This is a genomic window from Marinobacterium litorale DSM 23545, from assembly GCF_000428985.1.
GTDB classification, from domain to species: Bacteria; Pseudomonadota; Gammaproteobacteria; order Pseudomonadales; family Balneatricaceae; genus Marinobacterium_D; species Marinobacterium_D litorale.
In genome coordinates this window covers 1-15,593 of sequence record NZ_AUAZ01000033.1, presented here as the reverse complement: position 1 = coordinate 15,593, position 15,593 = coordinate 1, and the positions used below count along the sequence as shown (strand labels likewise).

The window sequence follows — 15,593 nt, the reverse complement described above, 5'->3', positions numbered from 1 at the left end:
CCCTATGACTGTTCGAGTTATGGCTTAGGAGCCACTTTCACGGTTCATGGGAGCAATGCCGACCAGGGTGGCGACCTCTTTATGCTTGAGTCTGCCAAGTTACGGCAGCTCGCTGAGCTGAGGGGACGTTCAATATCTATCAACTCAGCAGGGGAAGTCGTTTGCCGCCGTCGACCCAAATGAGAGGCGCCTATCTGCCGTTGAAGTGGCCTGTATTTATCTTAGAGAGTTGATATATAAACAAAAAAGTTTATCTGGAGTGGATTTTGCTCGACAGCTTCGGTCAACGGATTGAATTGAGGAAGGCATAGTGAGCATCTCCATTACATCTTTACTGCCCAACAGTACTCCGAGCCAGATACAGGCAAAGTCAGCCACCCATAAAGAGGTTTATGATCTCGTTAATCAGGGCCTGGTGGGCGAGTTCACAACCTCGATGGCGTTTATGTCTGACGAGGGTATGCACAGAGTCGAGATGACTCAATGGAGCGAGCAGGCCAATAACCAATGGTGGGCTCTGATGGAAGCCGGGCCGGCAGGGGTTGAAGCCGCCGGTTACCTGGAGCAAATGGTGGAGCAGCGGCGAGGCTATGCCGCGGCCTACCTGGATGACTATTTTTCGCTCTCTTACAAACTGGCAGAGACGCTCGATGAAGAGTTCCCGGTATCGGTGGAGCTTGATCAACTGGCGGAAAACGCGTTAGCCGGACGTTCCCCCAGTGAGAATGCCAATGGCTCGATGCTTCCAAACGCAGACACGTTGAACCGGTTCTGGCAAGAGAACCAACCGGCTATCGAGAAAATGCTGGAGCAGTATGAGAACTTGAAGCAGGTACCCGGCCACTTGGGGGATTGGCTCGATCAACAGCAGATTCCGCGGTCTGAGGAGGTCGATAAAGTCATTGAAATGCACCGCTACTCTGGCTTGGAAGGTTCCCGCGAACGCAGTGAGGCGCTCGCTAGCACCGCCGTTTATCAGATGGAAAGGGAAGGTAACGGCGGGCTGGTTGAATCTGACGCGCGCTTTAACGTTTTTAACGACGTCTATGGGCGTCATCAGGCAAATGGGACCTTGGATCCTCAGGCAGCCCGTGATCTGTCTCAGCGTTTTATCGAGATCGGCCTGCGGGTTGGGGATGCCAATATGCTGAAAAATGCAGTGTCCAGTCAGATGTATAACAGTGAAAAACAGAGTTTAATCCAGTCCTATCAAACCCTTTACCAGCCGCTCAGTGATGAGTTTTACCGTGTATTCTCGGACGTTGACCCTGCCCTTAATCTGCAGGACCTGCTGGATAACGTTAAAGCGGGGAATCCTATCGGGCAGCAGCCCGATGGAAGCACGCACCCAGCGGCTGACGCGCTCAATGCCTTTGCCGAACAGCATAAACTGGGTATCCAAGCCGTCGCGGACCTGCAACGTAAACTGGATGAATTCCCCCAAAGTCGGGTGGAGTGGCAAAGGATTGAGGAAAATGGTCGGCGTGCAGAGCAAATGGTTTTCCAGCAGTATGGGCTGGAGCCGTGGGAGAAAGGGGCGAATGCAAGGGTGTTACGGGATCATGCCTGGCAGGGAGTTGACTATCTGAACAGTCAGCCTGAAGAGATCCGGCAGAGCCTGATCAGCGATGCCCAGGCGCGTTTTAATCAACTCACACAAAAGTTCTTCGCGCTCAGAGCCAGTCATCCTGATATGCAGATGACCCTCGATCAACTGATCGAGAATTTCCGCTTCAACCGGCCCGCCGCAACCCTGAATGAAGGTGGGCTATCATCGGCTCAAAACGCCCTTGAGCAGTTTATGGACGATAACACCCAGCTAATCATCGATCATATCGATTCATCTTGGCTGCTTGGCAAACAAGACAACCTGAGCCAGATCGATTACGCCCAGTGGATGGACTCAGAAAGGGCTGAACAGTACGCGCACACTTTGCTGGAGCTGATCGAAGAGAGCCGACAACGGGTGGGTACTCAGTATTCCGCAGCGCCTGAGCAACGTCCTGCCTGATCGCATGCGCCGTATTGATTGTTATGGATCTTAGATGTACCGAGAATTCTTAAGCGGTATCGCAATAACACAAACCCTGGAACGGCTGAAATACGCAGTGTTCAGGCTGGTCGGTTCGCAGTAAAATCGCCTGCTTTAAGATCACTACCGGAGAAACCACCGCATGGGCAGGGCGTATCAGAACCGCAAAGAGTCAATGGCCAAAACCTCCGACATGAAGGCCAAGCTCTACAGCCGTTATGGGCGTGAAATCTATGTCACGGCCAAGTCAGGCGGAACCGACCCCGATGGTAACCTGGCGCTGCGTGGCCTGATCGATCGTGCGAAGAAGGAGCAGGTACCTGCCCACGTGATCGAGAAAGCGCTCGACAAGGCCAAGGGCGGTGGCGGTGAAGACTACTCTCCGGCGCGTTACGAGGGGTATGGCCCCGGCGGCAGCATGGCAATTATTGAATGCCTGACCGACAACCCCAACCGCACCTTTGGCGACGTGCGCCAGGCGTTCACCAAGACCAAGAGCAAGATTGGCACTCAAGGGAGCGTCAGCCACATGTTCGATCACTGCGCCATCTTCGTCTTTGCCGGGGACGATGAAGAAGCGGTGCTTGAAGCGCTGATGGAAGGGGACGTGGATGTCACCGATATCGAAAACGAAGAGGGTAAAATTACCGTCTTTGCCCCCAATACTGAATACTTCAAGGCCAAGACTGCGCTGATCGAACGCTTTGGCGATATCGATTTTGACGTGGATGAGATCCAGTTCATCCCGATGAGCTACACCAGCCTCAGTGGTGACGATGTGGCGCTGTTCGAGAAGTTTATGGCGATCCTGAACGATCTGGACGATGTTCAGCAGGTGTACCACAACGTCGAGTTCTGAAGGGCTGACCACAGGATAAGTAACGCCTCACAGTGTGGGGCGCAAGGGGAGGTGCCGCGACACCTCCTCTTTTTTATCCGTGATATGGCCACCCTGAACTAGTACTAAAGACCCTGTCCAAACCTGCCAAGGTTCAATCCAACAGCGGCGCTACCTCATCCATTATGAATTCAATACTGCTCTCGTGGATCTTTCTGCGAGGCAGACAGAGTTCATAACAAAAACGGGTGAAGTATTATGGCAAAGCATCTCTCTGTTCCCGCTCTGGCGCTGTCGGCTCTGATGACGGCGGGTATCAGTTCCCAGGCACTGGCTCATGGCGACGTAACGCCCCAGGCTGTTGACGTTGAGGGGCTTACCCCACTGGGCGAGGAGTGGCCTGACACCAACCCCTACCGTAAACCGAGCGATGACTTTGAAAAGGCGTACGAAATCGGTGCCTCCGCGTATAACCAGAACTGCGCACGCTGCCACGGGCTGGAAGCGATCTCCGGCGGTATTGCACCGGACCTGCGCCTGCTGACGCCGGATTACGATGGCGATGACTGGTACAAGTACCGTGTCATCAACGGTGCCGTGCGTGATGGCAAGGTGTACATGCCGAAGATGGCCGAGACGTTGAGCCAGGAAGCGCTCTGGGCGATCAAGACTTACCTGGATGTGCGGCATGAAGAGATGGAGTAACTTTCTCGGTCTGCTCGCAGCCGGCCTGCTGTTGATCGGCGGGCCGTCGCAGGCGCGGGTATACGATGATGTGATCGCCTCCGGGTTTGTCCGTATCGGTGCTTATCGCGACTTTCCGCCATACTCCTACATGGAGGGCGATAAGGCGGTGGGGATCGATGTGGATCTTGGCCGTGCTATCGCCAAGGAGCTGGGTGTCGAGTTCCGCCTGCACTGGATGACGCCGGACGAAACGCTGGACGATGACCTGCGTAACAACGTCTGGAAAGGGCACTACCTCGATAAGGACGAAGATAATCCGCTGGCGTTGAAGAATGTGGCGGATGTGATGTTGCGTGTACCTTATGATCGTGACTTCTCCTATAAGCGCGATTCCCTGGGGCTGCTGGTTAACGAGCTGGTGGTGATGATGTCCCCTTATCATCAGGAGCGCTGGCAGCTGGCATTCGATACCCAAAAGCTGGATTCGGTTCGTACCCTGGCCAAGTTTCAGTACCACCCCATCGGTGTTGAGGTTGATAGCCTGCCGGCTTTCTATCTGACGTCTGCATTGCAGGGGCGGATGCGTGATAAAACCCATCACTACGCCAACCCTCGCGAGGCATTTTCTGCCATGAAAGCGGGTGAGGTCAGTGCCGTGATGGGGATGCGCTCCGAGATCGACTGGCTGCTGCACCGCGAAACCGGTGATCAATATCACCGGGCAGAGAACGGCTTTCCCGCCATGGGCAAGCAGGCCTGGGATATCGGTGTCGCCGTCGCGGAAGACAGTCGTGACCTGGGTTATGCGGTGGAGACCCTGTTCGACCGGATGATCCGTGATGGATCCATGGCCGAGCTGTTTGCTCGCTACGGCGTGACTTACGAAAAACCCAGCCTTTACATCGATACGCCCTGATGCGTTGTCACGGCTCCATGCGCTGAATCGAAACCCTGGCAGTCGCCGGGGTTTCTTATATCTACGACCAAATACCACGGCAAGGGGTGCCAAAGTCGTATGTTGTCCCTTTCTGGAGTTGCTCAGGCTTAAGGTATCGTTCGCAAACCCCAGAGGTTTGCCTGTCGGCCACTGAAAATAAAACCAAGAGCTGCCATGAAAGCTACCGCCCTGCGTATTTTGATTCTCGTTGCTCTTTATTTGCCTGCTGTTCTTAATGCCGCTGATCTGCCCGTTGTTCGGGTGGGTATGTTGCAGTTTGGAACCGCGCATTGGGAGCTGTCCCATATTCAGACAGCCGGGCGGGACCGCCGGAATGGCTACCGCCTGGAGTTGCGGCCGCTGGCGAACAGTTCGGCCGGCCGTTTGGCGCTGACATCCGGCAGCGTGGACTGGATCGTGGCTGATTGGGTTTGGGCGGCTCAGCGTACGCTGGCCGGAGAGCCCATACGCTTCGTGCCGTTTTCGGCGCGGATTGGCGAAGTGGTCGTTGCGAGTGATTCCTCGATCAACGCTGTATCTGATTTGGTGGGCAAGCGAATCGGAGTGGCGGGTGGGCCCCAGGGCAAAAGCTGGCAGTTGCTCAGTGCGGCGGCACAGCTCAAGGGTATCGATCTGGCAGAGAAGGCCGAAGTGAGCTTCGGAGCGCCGCCACTACTTGGCCGCGAGCTTGAGGCCGGGCGTATCGATGCGTTGCTGACGTTCTGGCATTTTGCCGACCGGTTAACCTCTACCCGTCACTACCGGCCCGCCTTTACGGCTGCCTCGATGGTAACCGCGTTGGGGGTCGATCCCCGGCTGCCCACTCTGGGCTACCTGGCCCATGAGGAGTGGGTAGTTGAAAACCCCGAACTGGCTGAAGGGTTCGTTCGCTCGGTGGCGCAGGCCAAAGAGGCACTGCGTGACGATTCGCCGTGGGTGGCTATTAAGCCGTTAATGCGGGCAAAGAGTGATGCAGAATATGCGGCCCTTAAAGAGGGGTTTCGTCGTGGTGAGCCCGCCTCCCATCTCGATGATGATCTGATCAGCTCTGCCCGTACCGCCTGGCCATTGATCAGTCACAGCGAAAAGCCACTGCCGGTTTCGATCTTCCGTGGAGTGGCGCCCTGATGCGCTCCCGTATCGGTGATTACCTGTTGGTGGTTGGAGCACTGCTCCTGCTATGGCAGCTCATCGCCGGTTATCTGAACGACCCTCTACTGCCCAGTCCCTATCAGGTGTTGCTGACGGGTTACCAGGAGTTCGTAAGCGGCAACCTGCTACATCATCTGCTGGTGACTCTGCGCCGGGTAGCGATCGCCTTTGTGATGGCGATGCTGTTGGGAACCCTTTTGGGCTGGGTGATGGGACGCAGTCAGCGGGTGAGTCGCGCCCTCGATCCACTGCTGGTGCTGATGCTGAACCTGCCTGCTCTGGTGCTGATTATTCTTCTCTATGTCTGGATGGGCTTGGTGGAGGCTGCGGCGGTATTGGCCGTGATCCTGAACAAGGTGCCTAATGTGGCGGTAACGCTGCGGGAGGGTGCCCGAAATATGGACCCGCAGCTGGACGAGGTGGCGCGGATCTACCGCTTTACGCTGAGCCAGAAGGTACTGGATCTTTGGTTACCGCAGCTCTTCCCCTATCTGATGGGGGCCATGCGCTCCGGACTCGCATTGATCTGGAAAATCGTGTTGGTCGTGGAGCTGTTGGGGCGTTCCGACGGTATCGGGTTTCAGCTGCACCTGGCGTTTCAACTGTTCGACGTGGCCGCGATTCTTGCCTACAGCTTCAGTTTTATTTTGGTGGTGCAGTTGATTGAGTGGCTTGTGCTTCAACCTCTGGAGCAACGAGCAAGACGCTGGCAGGGCGGGGTGGCCTGTGCTTGATCTCAACCTGGTCAGTAAGTGCTTTCAACAGCCGGTGCTGGGCGTGATGCATCTGTCGATCCGGCAGGGGCAGCGGCTATCGCTGGTTGGGCCTTCCGGCTGTGGCAAAACCACGCTGCTCAATATCATTGCCGGTCTCGATACCGACTTTGAGGGGGAGCGCCGGTTATCGAGAGGTGCGCGGATAGCGTACATGTTCCAGGAGCCGAGATTACTCCCCTGGCGCACAGTGCAGCAGAACCTGGCCATGGTGGGGGCCAACCCCGATGTCATCCACTCTCTGCTGAATGAGGTGGGGTTGGATGGCTTTGAAGCGCATTACCCGAGAGAGCTGTCGTTGGGCATGGCACGCCGCGCCGCGCTTGCTAGGGCGTTAGCGTATAACCCGGATCTGCTTCTTCTTGACGAGCCGTTGGTATCGCTGGACCCGCCCACAGCACAGCAGATGCGCGAGCTGCTTTGCCGGATGTTGGAGCGCCGCCCCGAGCTGAGCCTTGTATTGGTGTCGCATGACCCGAAGGACGCGCAGGTACTGGAAACCGAGATAGTTCCTCTTACTGTCCCGGATTCCGTTTCACTCCATCCGGGCTACGCCTCTCTGTAGCCCGGCAGAAGCCGGAGGCGTATGCCGGGGATGGTCGAGTATTACTACCAAGTGAGGAGAAAACTGCTTCGGGCGGTCAATTGTTGAAAATCGGGTCGGCAACAAGAATAGGGTCAGAATCGGGAGGAAATCCCGGTCAACCGGGAAATTCCCCGCATCCAATAAGAATGATCCGTAAAGGAGACGACAATGAAACGACTCGGGCTCAGTACAGGCTTTGCAGTTACTGCCCTCGTTGCAGCGATGTCCACGGCTAGCGTTGCACAGGCCGGTGTAACCGACGAAGATATCTTGAAAGACCATTTGACGACAGATGATGTCGTCTCCAACGGTCTCGGCGTCCAGGGGCAGCGTTTCAGCCCGCTGACCAAACTCAACACTGACAACGTCCAGGAGCTGCGTCCGGTCTGGTCCTTCTCCTTCGGTGGTGAGAAGCAGCGTGGTCAGGAATCTCAGCCGATGGTGAAGGACGGTGTCATGTACGTGACCGGTTCCTACTCCCGCGTATTCGCCGTTGATGTCAAAACCGGCGAAGAGCTATGGGAATACAACGCCCGTCTGCCAGACGGCATCATGCCGTGCTGTGACGTCATCAACCGTGGTGTAGCACTCTACGACGATCTGGTGATCTTCGGCACACTGGATGCCAAGCTGGTGGCTCTGAACAAGGACACCGGTAAGACCGTGTGGAAGAAGACCGTTGCCGATTATCAGGAAGGTTACTCGCTGACTGCGGCTCCGATGATTGTTAAGGGCAAGATCATTACCGGTGTCTCCGGTGGTGAGTTCGGTGTGGTCGGTAAGGTGGAAGCCTACGACGCCAAAACCGGTGATCTGGTGTGGACTCGTCCGACCGTGGAAGGTCACATGGGCTATGTCTACGAAGACGGCAAGAAAGTCGAAAACGGCATCTCTGGTGGCAAGCCGGGCCAGACCTGGCCGGGTGACCTTTGGAAGACCGGTGGCGCGGCAACCTGGCTGGGTGGGTACTATGATCCGGATACCGACAGCATACTGATCGGTACCGGTAACCCGGCTCCCTGGAACTCCCACATGCGTCCGGGTGACAACCTGTTCTCCTCCTCACGCCTGGCGATCGACCCGGATGACGGCACCATCAAGTGGCACTTCCAGTCCACGCCGCACGACGGCTGGGACTACGACGGTGTGAACGAGCTGATCTCCTTCGACTATGAAGAGAATGGCAAAACCGTGAAGGCGGCTGCTACCGCTGACCGTAACGGCTTCTTCTACGTCCTGAACCGTGAGAACGGTGAATTTATCCGCGGCTTCCCGTTCGTGGATAAGATGACCTGGGCCAAGGGCCTGGACGAGAATGGCCGTCCGATCTATGACGATGCTAACCGCCCGGGCAACCCGGCAGCGGCCAAGAAAGGCGAGACCGTTGTAGCGGCTCCGTCATTCCTGGGTGGCAAAAACTGGATGCCGATGGCTTACAGCCAGGACACCGGATACTTCTATGTCCCCTCCAACGAGTGGGAGATGGATATCTGGAACGAGCCGGTTAACTACAAGAAAGGCGCTGCCTATCTGGGTGCCGGTTTCACCATCCATCCGACCAACGAAGAGTACATCGGTGTTCTGCGTGCCATCGATCCGAAGACCGGCAAAGAGGCGTGGCGTTATGAAAACTACGCACCGCTCTGGGGTGGTGTTCTGGCCACAGCGGGTAACCTGGTCTTCACCGGTAACCCGGAAGGCTACCTGATGGCATTCAACGCCGAGTCCGGTGAGATGCTGTACAAGTTCAACACCGGTTCCGGCATCGTTGGTTCACCGATCACCTGGGAAATGGATGGCGAGCAGTATGTCTCCGTTGTTTCCGGCTGGGGTGGCGCGGTACCACTGTGGGGTGGTGAAGTTGCCAAGCGCGTTAAGCACCTGAACCAGGGCGGCTCCGTCTGGACCTTCAAACTTCCGGCCAGCGCTGAGATGGCCAGCCGTTAAGGTGTAATCCAACTCTCCACTTTCAAAAGGGCCTGCGGGCCCTTTTTACGTTTTGTTTAGCGTGTCGGGAGTTTCCCGGCACCCGCCTTTGGCTTCTGCCGGGCTACGGCTGTGCGTATCGGTCTCGCAAAATTGCCACGCGCTCCACGTAGGCTTGTGTCTCCGCATAGGGCGGAATACCGGAATACCGGTTCACGGCACCGGGCCCTGCGTTGTAGGCCGCTGTCGCTAGACGTGTATCGCCACGATAGCGCTCAAGCAGGGCGGCCAGGTAACGTACGCCGCCATCAATATTCTGGGCACTGTCGTACGCATCGGCCACACCGAGATCATCGGCGGTGCCGGGCATTAGCTGCATCAATCCCATGGCGCCCTTACTGGAACGGGCATCGGCCCGGAAGGCCGATTCGGCATGAATCACGGCGCGTACCAGTGATGGATCTACGTTGTAGCGTGCCGCCGCAGAGGTGATGCTGTTTTCGAATGCGCTACGGTTAAGCGGCGTGGTGTGCCAGTTAACGGTGGAGCTTACCCGACAGGCGTAGCAGTCAAAGCGCATCACCTCGTAATTGCGGATGTGCACCGGGCGTTGGTCGGTGAAGGAGAGGGTGCCATCGGGACGGCGATACTTGTAGATAGTGTCACTGCTGCCGGAGCCGCCATAGCGTTTGGTCGCCTGTTCCGGGGCTACATTGGTGTACTCAACCCGTCCGTCCGGGTGCACGATCCGACGAATCTCTCCACTGCGGGCGGCAAAGGAGGTAGCTATCAGCAACGCGCCGGAAAACGCCAGCAGACGGCGCTGGAATATCGACCGTGTTCTGATCATCTCTTTGGTAGAGGCAGGTGACACTTTCATGATACTTGGATGTTAGGCGTTAACTGCCGTGTTCTGCAATTGCTTTAGCCCAGCCGGTGGGGTGCCAGATGGAATCCGGTCACGGCCACCCCTAGCGTAACGACCTCGCCGGTATAGCGCTCATCGCCGGTGGAGGTGAACTCAAAACGGTAACGTCGCCAGACCCGGATGCGACCGCCATCGTCCCGCTTAAGCCAGATTGCACGCAGCGCCACGCTGTCGTCGAGCAGTTGTAAGTCGAGGTCCCGGCATTCGCGTCGCGCCCGACGCAGGGCGATCTCCTTGACCTTCTGCCCCTGCCACCAGGCCAGACAGAGGAAGCCGATCAGCGTGAGCCAGAACAGATCCTGAAGTTCGATCATCAGCCATCTTCCCATGAAAACGCCCGGATAATAGCGGATTCGCCGTCGATCAGATACAGCGCCTTGGGAATGATCCCCACAGGGTTGTCGGGTTTACAACAGCGTTACCGAGGAATGGAGCCCTGGAAAATGGCTTAACTTGCTGTTTTTGCAGGGTGGCACAGTCTGGCCGGGGTTTTGCTGCATCTTACACACTCGGATCAGGAGATAAATACCATGGCTATCTATATCGGGGCGTACCTGCCGGACCGCCAGCTCGATGAAAGCCCCTTCCACAAAGCGCTGGTGCGTGTGGCGGCCGGGCTTGCTCAGCAGCGTCGCGATCCGCTGCAAACCCGATCGCCTCACTTGGACCTGCATTTTCTGATGCCGGGTTCGGAGGAAGCGCCGCCCTTCGAAGGCATGCGTTTTCACTCTTTCGATTCCCGTTCCAACACCCTGCGGATCGAGTCATCGGTGCCGGGACGCATGGTGGAGTCGGTTCATGCGGAAGCGTTCGTGATCGCGGCGATGCAGGACGCGGTGGATAACGCCCGCAGCTTTTTCGAGAGCCAGAGTGAAGCCTTCGCCAGTGACGAGTATTTCGCACTGATCGATCGGCTCAGTGGTGAAGCGGGCCGCACCCGCACACTTAATTGATCCCTTCAAGCCGATTTATACACAACAGGGAGCCTGTGACAGATGAGCAAGTTCAAGACCGTTACCGTGGATGAGGTGAAGCCTCTGCTGTCTGATGAGCGCACCATGCTGCTCGATTGCCGCGACGTGAAAGACTATAAGGCGGGGCACATCGATAACGCCATGCATCTGCACGAAGGGCTGCGTGAGACCCTTCTGCTCAAGGGGGATAAGAGCCGTCCCATGGTGATCTATTGCTACCACGGGCACGCCAGTGAACATGTGGCCGAGATGTTTAGCGACTTCGGATTCAAGGATGTGTACAGCCTCAAGGGTGGTTTTGCCGCCTGGACCTGAATAATAAAAGCGGGAGATCCGTCATGATGGAAGCTGAGTGGTTTAGCCAGTGCGGTTTGAAGGAAAAGGATGTCAATTCAGTGAACGGTGAAGGTGATTGCGCGCTGATTCTGGCATCCCGGGCTGGCGATGCGGACCTGATCAGTGAATTGATTGAGAAGGGTGCCGATATCAGTGCAGTGGATGCGTATGGCAATAACGCAATTTGGGCCGCGTGCTACGCCGAGTCCGAAGCGGTTATTCGCCTGCTGGTTGCCTCCGGCTGTGATATCAATTTTCGCAACCCGGCTGGTAATACGGTCATGGCGTACGCTGCTTCCAGCGGTAAAGATGCCATTGTCCACCTGCTGCTTGAACTGGGTGCTGATCCTGCGATTCGCAATGATGATGATATGTCGGCACTGGATCTGGCAGCGAGCCTGACCAGCTTCAAGTTATTGCGTGCAGTTTCTGTTGCCTGAACCTGGAGTTTTCTATGGAAGCGTTGGATCGAGAGTTGGCGCTGCGTATAGCGCTGGCAGCCCGGGTTTTGCCCGGTGTTGAAGTGGGTGAGTTGCTGGATATTCTGCATGAGCGAGTGGGAACTCCGCTGGATGACGAAGCGCTCAAGCGGGTGACCGTAACCAACCTCAAGACCGGCATCGGCAGTCTGGATGGCGAAGAGGATGGCGAAGATATCGGTATCGGCCTGGAAAACATCAAGCTGGCTGTGCGTTATCTCTGGGGGGAGGAATCCGATGAAGATCTCCCGCAGATCGAAGCCTATCGTGACGGTGATCTGCCGGGGTCGGTCCGAGTGGCGGTGGCATCCAATGCTGGCAATCTGCTCAATGGCCATTTTGGCTCCTGCCTGCGCTACCTGATCTACCAGCTTTCACCTACCGATATGCGTCTGGTGGATATTCGTTCAGCCATTGAGGCGGACGACTCCGATGATCGGAACCTGTTCCGTGTGGACCTGATCCGTGATTGTCAGGTGTTGTTCGTACAGACCATGGGTGGCCCCGCTGCTGCACGGGTGATTCGCGCTGATATCTACCCGATCAAAGTGCCGGACGTGATTGATGCTTCGGAGAAACTCAAAGAGTTCCAGCAGGTATTCAAGGCACCGCCACCCTGGTTCTCCAAAATACTGGGTCTGTCGGCAGAGGAGCGGAAACGTTTCCGTTCCGAGGAGCAGGTTGTCGAGGAGTAGGGGATCATCCCGGATTCCGTTTTACTCCATCTGGGCTACATAGGTTGCGCCGGGTATCACCGGGCCTTCTTGACTACACTGGGTTCAAACCCATCTGGTGCATCAAGGAGGCATCCATGGCTTTATCCGAAAAAAGCTGCGAACCCTGTAAAGGTGGCGTGCCGCCGCTGAGTGCGGAAAAGGCTGCTGAACTCAGTCGCGAAGTGCCCATGTGGACCCTGTCCGCCGATGCAAAAAAGCTGCGGCGGGAGTTTGCGTTCAAAAATTTTGCCGAGGCTTTGCGCTTTGTGAACCGGGTAGGGGAGCTGGCCGAGGAAGAGGATCATCATCCCGAGATCAGCTTCGGCTGGGGGCATGTGGAGGTGGAGATCTGGACCCACAAGATCGATGGGTTACATGAGAACGACTTTATTATTGCCGCCAAAATTGATGATTTGGGGTGATCTCCCGGATTTCGCTTCGCTGCATCCGGGCTACGTGGGTGTAGCCCGGTAGGAGCCCCAATCAGCTGTGTTCTTTCAGAAACTCTTCGTCGAGATCCAGCTCGGCGTTGCTGTTGACCTGAATGCCGCGATCCAGAATATTGCGGGCGATCTGCTGCGCTTCCTGCAGGGAGTGCATGGTGTAGGTTCCGCACTGGTATTTATTCAGCTCGGGTATATCGCCCTCGGTTTTCACGTTCAAGACATCCTGCATTGAAGCCTGCCAAGCGTTCGAAACGTCTTTCTCGCCCGGTGTGCCGATCAGGCTCATGTAGAAGCCGGTGCGGCAGCCCATCGGTGATATGTCGATAATTTCCACGCCGTCGCCGTTCAGGTGCTCGCGCATAAAACCGGCGAACAGGTGCTCCAGTGTGTGGATACCTTTCTCTGAAAGAATCTCCTGGTTAGGCAGGCAGAAGCGCAGGTCAAAAACGGTGATCGGGTCGCCCTTCGGGGTGTTCATCGTCTTGGCGATACGCACTGCCGGTGCGTGCATGCGTGTGTGATCGACGGTAAAGCTGTCTAGAAGAGGCATAGATCATCCTTCTAAGGATAAGGTGGATTTAATCTCCCATTATAACTTCTAACGCCGCTTTTTTCAGGGATTAAGCGTTCGGGAGTGGGTCGTCGCGGGCGATAAAAACCGGTACCAAAGTATCGCTTTTTCACTGCCAAGGGACCATACCGGGGCTTGCATCCCAGTCCTAAGATGCCAGTGTCGATTAACAAAACGGCTTGGCCCCTCCGGCGAAGTCTTGGGACATAAAAACAAAGAGGCTTACGACAATGATCTACGCACAGCCCGGTACAGAAGGTTCAGTAGTAACTTTCCAGCAGCGCTACGGTAACTACATCGGTGGCGAATGGGTAGCACCCGTCAAAGGCGAATACTTCACTAACATCACGCCGTGCACCGGCGAAGCAATCTGCGAAATCCCCCGTTCTACCGCAGAGGATATCGAGCTGGCGCTGGATGCCGCGCACAAGGCGAAAGACGCTTGGGGTCGTACCTCTGTCGCAGAGCGTTCCAATATCCTGCTGAAAATCGCAGACCGTCTGGAAGCCAACCTGGAGCGTCTGGCTGTTGCCGAGACCTGGGATAACGGTAAAGCGGTTCGCGAAACCATGGCCGCAGACGTTCCTCTCTCTATCGATCACTTCCGCTACTTCGCCGGCTGCATCCGCGCTCAGGAAGGTACCATCGGTGAGATCGACGAGAACACTGTCGCTTACCACTTCCACGAGCCGCTCGGCGTTGTCGGCCAGATTATCCCGTGGAACTTCCCGCTGCTGATGGCTGCCTGGAAGATCGCTCCGGCCCTGGCTGCCGGTAACTGCATCGTGCTCAAGCCGGCCGAGCAGACTCCGGCGTCTATTCTGGTCCTGATGGAAGTCATCGGTGACCTGCTGCCGCCGGGCGTTCTGAACATCGTTAACGGCTATGGTGCCGAAGCCGGTCAGGCGCTGGCCACCAGCACCCGTATCGCCAAGATCGCATTCACCGGTTCTACCCCGGTTGGCTCACACATTCTCAAGTGCGCGGCTGATAACATCATCCCGTCCACCGTTGAGCTGGGTGGTAAGTCGCCGAACATCTACTTTGAAGATGTGATGAACCACGAAGACAGCTTCCTGAGCAAGTGTGTTGAAGGTACCGTACTGGCGTTCTTCAACCAGGGCGAGGTCTGCACCTGCCCGTCGCGCCTGCTGATCCAGGAAAGCATCTACGAAGACTTCATCGGTCTGGTCATCGACCGCATCAAGCAGATCAAGCGTGGTAACCCGCTGGATACCGAAACCATGGTCGGTGCTCAGGCGTCTCAGGAACAGTACGAGAAGATTCTGGGCTACCTGGATATCGGTCGCGAAGAGGGTGCAGAGTGCCTGATCGGTGGTGCTGCCGAGCAGCTTGGTGACAAGCTGAACAACGGTTACTACATTCAGCCGACCCTGCTGAAAGGCCGCAACGATATGCGCGTCTTCCAGGAGGAGATCTTTGGCCCGGTTGTCGCTGTGACCACCTTCAAAGATGAAGCGGAAGCGCTGGCAATCGCTAACGACACCGAATTCGGCCTCGGAGCCGGTGTTTGGTCTCGCGATATGAACCGCTCTTACCGTATGGGTCGTGGTATTCAGGCCGGTCGTGTCTGGACCAACTGCTACCACGCTTACCCGGCGCACGCTGCCTTCGGTGGTTACAAGAAGTCAGGTGTTGGCCGTGAAACCCACAAGATGATGCTGGATCACTACCAGCAGACCAAGAACATGCTGGTCAGCTACAGCACCGATCCGCTCGGGTTCTTCTGATTCACCTCTCTGTCCGTTGTGTTCGCACATGGACGTGTCCGGAGGCGGTTCGCCGCCTCCAGTGCTTTCCGGTTTTGTCCCCCACAAAGCCGCCGTCATTCCAAAGCACACTTCTGCGGCTCCTTCGGGAGCCGTTTTTTATCGTGCGCCAGGCATGGCGCGTAGCGCCTTGACGGGCGCTGTTCCGACGCGCGTGGTGGCGGTCGGATGACTTGGAGGTGCAAGTCCTCTGTGGGCCCGGCAAGGGGAACCACTAGCCGAACGGCAAGGGTGTCCATCGCGAGGTGGAATCTGAAGGAAGCCGAAGGCAAAGCACTGGCCTGACGAATAGAAATCGCATACGAGGCGACGGCTGCGGGTGAGGAGTCCAATATCTTCAAAGCCCGGTACTTGCACGGAGCAGCGGTCGTAGATGCGGCAGGTATAAGTGTGAAGGTCACGTGTCTTACCCTGGGAGGTCT

Annotated in this window: 17 protein-coding genes; 14 read left to right on the top strand and 3 right to left on the bottom strand. The window is 56.6% G+C overall.

The features are described from left to right. Positions 1-310: 310 nt before the first annotated feature. The 8 genes from G403_RS0117520 to G403_RS0117485 all read left to right on the top strand — a co-directional run bounded on the left by G403_RS0117520 (position 311) and on the right by G403_RS0117485 (position 8,952). Positions 311-2,011 (top strand): hypothetical protein, encoded by a 1,701-nt coding sequence (locus G403_RS0117520; RefSeq protein ID WP_027855139.1) that lies wholly within the window; start codon positions 311-313, stop codon positions 2,009-2,011. A gap of 163 nt (positions 2,012-2,174) precedes the next feature. Continuing rightward, the gene (locus G403_RS0117515) at positions 2,175-2,891 is read left to right on the top strand and encodes a YebC/PmpR family DNA-binding transcriptional regulator (protein ID WP_027855138.1); all 717 of its coding nucleotides are present in this window, start codon (positions 2,175-2,177) and stop codon (positions 2,889-2,891) included. 237 nt (positions 2,892-3,128) lie between these two features. After that, positions 3,129-3,575, top strand: coding sequence for a cytochrome c-550 PedF (pedF, locus tag G403_RS0117510; protein ID WP_027855137.1), 447 nt, complete (start codon positions 3,129-3,131; stop codon positions 3,573-3,575). Then, positions 3,559-4,473: a substrate-binding periplasmic protein gene (locus G403_RS0117505; RefSeq protein WP_036234389.1), complete on the top strand. Its 915-nt coding sequence runs from the start codon at positions 3,559-3,561 to the stop codon at positions 4,471-4,473. Before pedF ends, G403_RS0117505 begins: the two co-directional genes overlap by 17 nt. Before the next feature lie 195 nt (positions 4,474-4,668). Continuing rightward, positions 4,669-5,622, top strand: a complete 954-nt coding sequence (locus tag G403_RS0117500; RefSeq protein ID WP_027855135.1) for an ABC transporter substrate-binding protein — start codon at positions 4,669-4,671, stop codon at positions 5,620-5,622. Then, a complete protein-coding gene (locus tag G403_RS0117495) occupies positions 5,622-6,380 on the top strand; it encodes an ABC transporter permease (protein WP_027855134.1) in 759 nt (252 codons plus the stop codon). The genes G403_RS0117500 and G403_RS0117495 overlap by 1 nt, the downstream gene beginning before the upstream one ends. Continuing rightward, positions 6,373-6,984, top strand: coding sequence for an ATP-binding cassette domain-containing protein (locus tag G403_RS23795; protein ID WP_051299214.1), 612 nt, complete (start codon positions 6,373-6,375; stop codon positions 6,982-6,984). The genes G403_RS0117495 and G403_RS23795 overlap by 8 nt, the downstream gene beginning before the upstream one ends. A 189-nt stretch (positions 6,985-7,173) precedes the next feature. Then, positions 7,174-8,952: a PQQ-dependent methanol/ethanol family dehydrogenase gene (locus tag G403_RS0117485; RefSeq protein WP_027855133.1), complete on the top strand. Its 1,779-nt coding sequence runs from the start codon at positions 7,174-7,176 to the stop codon at positions 8,950-8,952. A gap of 103 nt (positions 8,953-9,055) precedes the next feature. Here the strand turns inward: G403_RS0117485 and G403_RS0117480 are convergent, their stop codons facing one another. Together G403_RS0117480 and G403_RS0117475 are read right to left on the bottom strand one after the other, a co-directional pair. Then, the gene (locus G403_RS0117480) at positions 9,056-9,781 is read right to left on the bottom strand and encodes a lytic transglycosylase domain-containing protein (protein ID WP_051299212.1); all 726 of its coding nucleotides are present in this window, start codon (positions 9,779-9,781) and stop codon (positions 9,056-9,058) included. A gap of 74 nt (positions 9,782-9,855) precedes the next feature. Then, positions 9,856-10,173 (bottom strand): DUF3301 domain-containing protein, encoded by a 318-nt coding sequence (locus G403_RS0117475; RefSeq protein ID WP_245578387.1) that lies wholly within the window; start codon positions 10,171-10,173, stop codon positions 9,856-9,858. 216 nt (positions 10,174-10,389) lie between these two features. Between G403_RS0117475 and G403_RS0117470 the strand changes: the two genes are divergently transcribed. The 5 genes from G403_RS0117470 to G403_RS0117450 all read left to right on the top strand — a co-directional run bounded on the left by G403_RS0117470 (position 10,390) and on the right by G403_RS0117450 (position 12,786). Continuing rightward, positions 10,390-10,812, top strand: a complete 423-nt coding sequence (locus tag G403_RS0117470) for a hypothetical protein (protein WP_027855130.1) — start codon at positions 10,390-10,392, stop codon at positions 10,810-10,812. Positions 10,813-10,854: 42 nt separating this feature from the next. Continuing rightward, the gene (locus tag G403_RS0117465) at positions 10,855-11,148 is read left to right on the top strand and encodes a rhodanese-like domain-containing protein (protein WP_027855129.1); all 294 of its coding nucleotides are present in this window, start codon (positions 10,855-10,857) and stop codon (positions 11,146-11,148) included. Positions 11,149-11,171: 23 nt separating this feature from the next. Next, positions 11,172-11,609 carry an ankyrin repeat domain-containing protein gene (locus G403_RS23790; protein WP_051299210.1) on the top strand — a complete coding sequence of 146 codons (438 nt, stop codon included), beginning with the start codon at positions 11,172-11,174 and terminating at the stop codon, positions 11,607-11,609. A 14-nt stretch (positions 11,610-11,623) separates the two neighbouring features. After that, entirely contained in the window at positions 11,624-12,343 is a 720-nt protein-coding gene (locus G403_RS0117455; RefSeq protein WP_027855128.1) for a dinitrogenase iron-molybdenum cofactor biosynthesis protein, read from the top strand. Between the two features lie 116 nt (positions 12,344-12,459). Next, the gene (locus G403_RS0117450) at positions 12,460-12,786 is read left to right on the top strand and encodes a 4a-hydroxytetrahydrobiopterin dehydratase (protein ID WP_027855127.1); all 327 of its coding nucleotides are present in this window, start codon (positions 12,460-12,462) and stop codon (positions 12,784-12,786) included. A 61-nt stretch (positions 12,787-12,847) separates the two neighbouring features. Here G403_RS0117450 and luxS read toward each other — a convergent pair whose 3' ends face one another. Next, positions 12,848-13,360 carry an S-ribosylhomocysteine lyase gene (gene luxS, locus G403_RS0117445; protein ID WP_027855126.1) on the bottom strand — a complete coding sequence of 171 codons (513 nt, stop codon included), beginning with the start codon at positions 13,358-13,360 and terminating at the stop codon, positions 12,848-12,850. 251 nt (positions 13,361-13,611) lie between these two features. Here luxS and exaC point away from each other — a divergent pair, with 251 nt between their 5' ends. Beyond that, positions 13,612-15,132 (top strand): acetaldehyde dehydrogenase ExaC, encoded by a 1,521-nt coding sequence (exaC, locus tag G403_RS0117440; protein ID WP_027855125.1) that lies wholly within the window; start codon positions 13,612-13,614, stop codon positions 15,130-15,132. The last annotated feature ends 461 nt before the right edge of the window (positions 15,133-15,593 follow it).

Bases quoted from the DNA above. Each gene is read 5' to 3' on its own strand.
- G403_RS0117515 (WP_027855138.1), top strand. From the start codon at position 2,175: ATGGGCAGGGCGTATCAGAACCGCAAAGAGTCAATGGCCAAAACCTCC.
- pedF (WP_027855137.1), top strand. From the start codon at position 3,129: ATGGCAAAGCATCTCTCTGTTCCCGCTCTGGCGCTGTCGGCTCTGATG.
- G403_RS0117505 (WP_036234389.1), top strand. From the start codon at position 3,559: ATGAAGAGATGGAGTAACTTTCTCGGTCTGCTCGCAGCCGGCCTGCTG.
- G403_RS0117500 (WP_027855135.1), top strand. From the start codon at position 4,669: ATGAAAGCTACCGCCCTGCGTATTTTGATTCTCGTTGCTCTTTATTTG.
- G403_RS0117495 (WP_027855134.1), top strand. From the start codon at position 5,622: ATGCGCTCCCGTATCGGTGATTACCTGTTGGTGGTTGGAGCACTGCTC.
- G403_RS0117485 (WP_027855133.1), top strand. From the start codon at position 7,174: ATGAAACGACTCGGGCTCAGTACAGGCTTTGCAGTTACTGCCCTCGTT.
- G403_RS0117480 (WP_051299212.1), bottom strand. From the start codon at position 9,781: ATGATCAGAACACGGTCGATATTCCAGCGCCGTCTGCTGGCGTTTTCC.
- G403_RS0117475 (WP_245578387.1), bottom strand. From the start codon at position 10,173: ATGATCGAACTTCAGGATCTGTTCTGGCTCACGCTGATCGGCTTCCTC.
- G403_RS0117470 (WP_027855130.1), top strand. From the start codon at position 10,390: ATGGCTATCTATATCGGGGCGTACCTGCCGGACCGCCAGCTCGATGAA.
- G403_RS0117465 (WP_027855129.1), top strand. From the start codon at position 10,855: ATGAGCAAGTTCAAGACCGTTACCGTGGATGAGGTGAAGCCTCTGCTG.
- G403_RS23790 (WP_051299210.1), top strand. From the start codon at position 11,172: ATGATGGAAGCTGAGTGGTTTAGCCAGTGCGGTTTGAAGGAAAAGGAT.
- G403_RS0117455 (WP_027855128.1), top strand. From the start codon at position 11,624: ATGGAAGCGTTGGATCGAGAGTTGGCGCTGCGTATAGCGCTGGCAGCC.
- G403_RS0117450 (WP_027855127.1), top strand. From the start codon at position 12,460: ATGGCTTTATCCGAAAAAAGCTGCGAACCCTGTAAAGGTGGCGTGCCG.
- luxS (WP_027855126.1), bottom strand. From the start codon at position 13,360: ATGCCTCTTCTAGACAGCTTTACCGTCGATCACACACGCATGCACGCA.
- exaC (WP_027855125.1), top strand. From the start codon at position 13,612: ATGATCTACGCACAGCCCGGTACAGAAGGTTCAGTAGTAACTTTCCAG.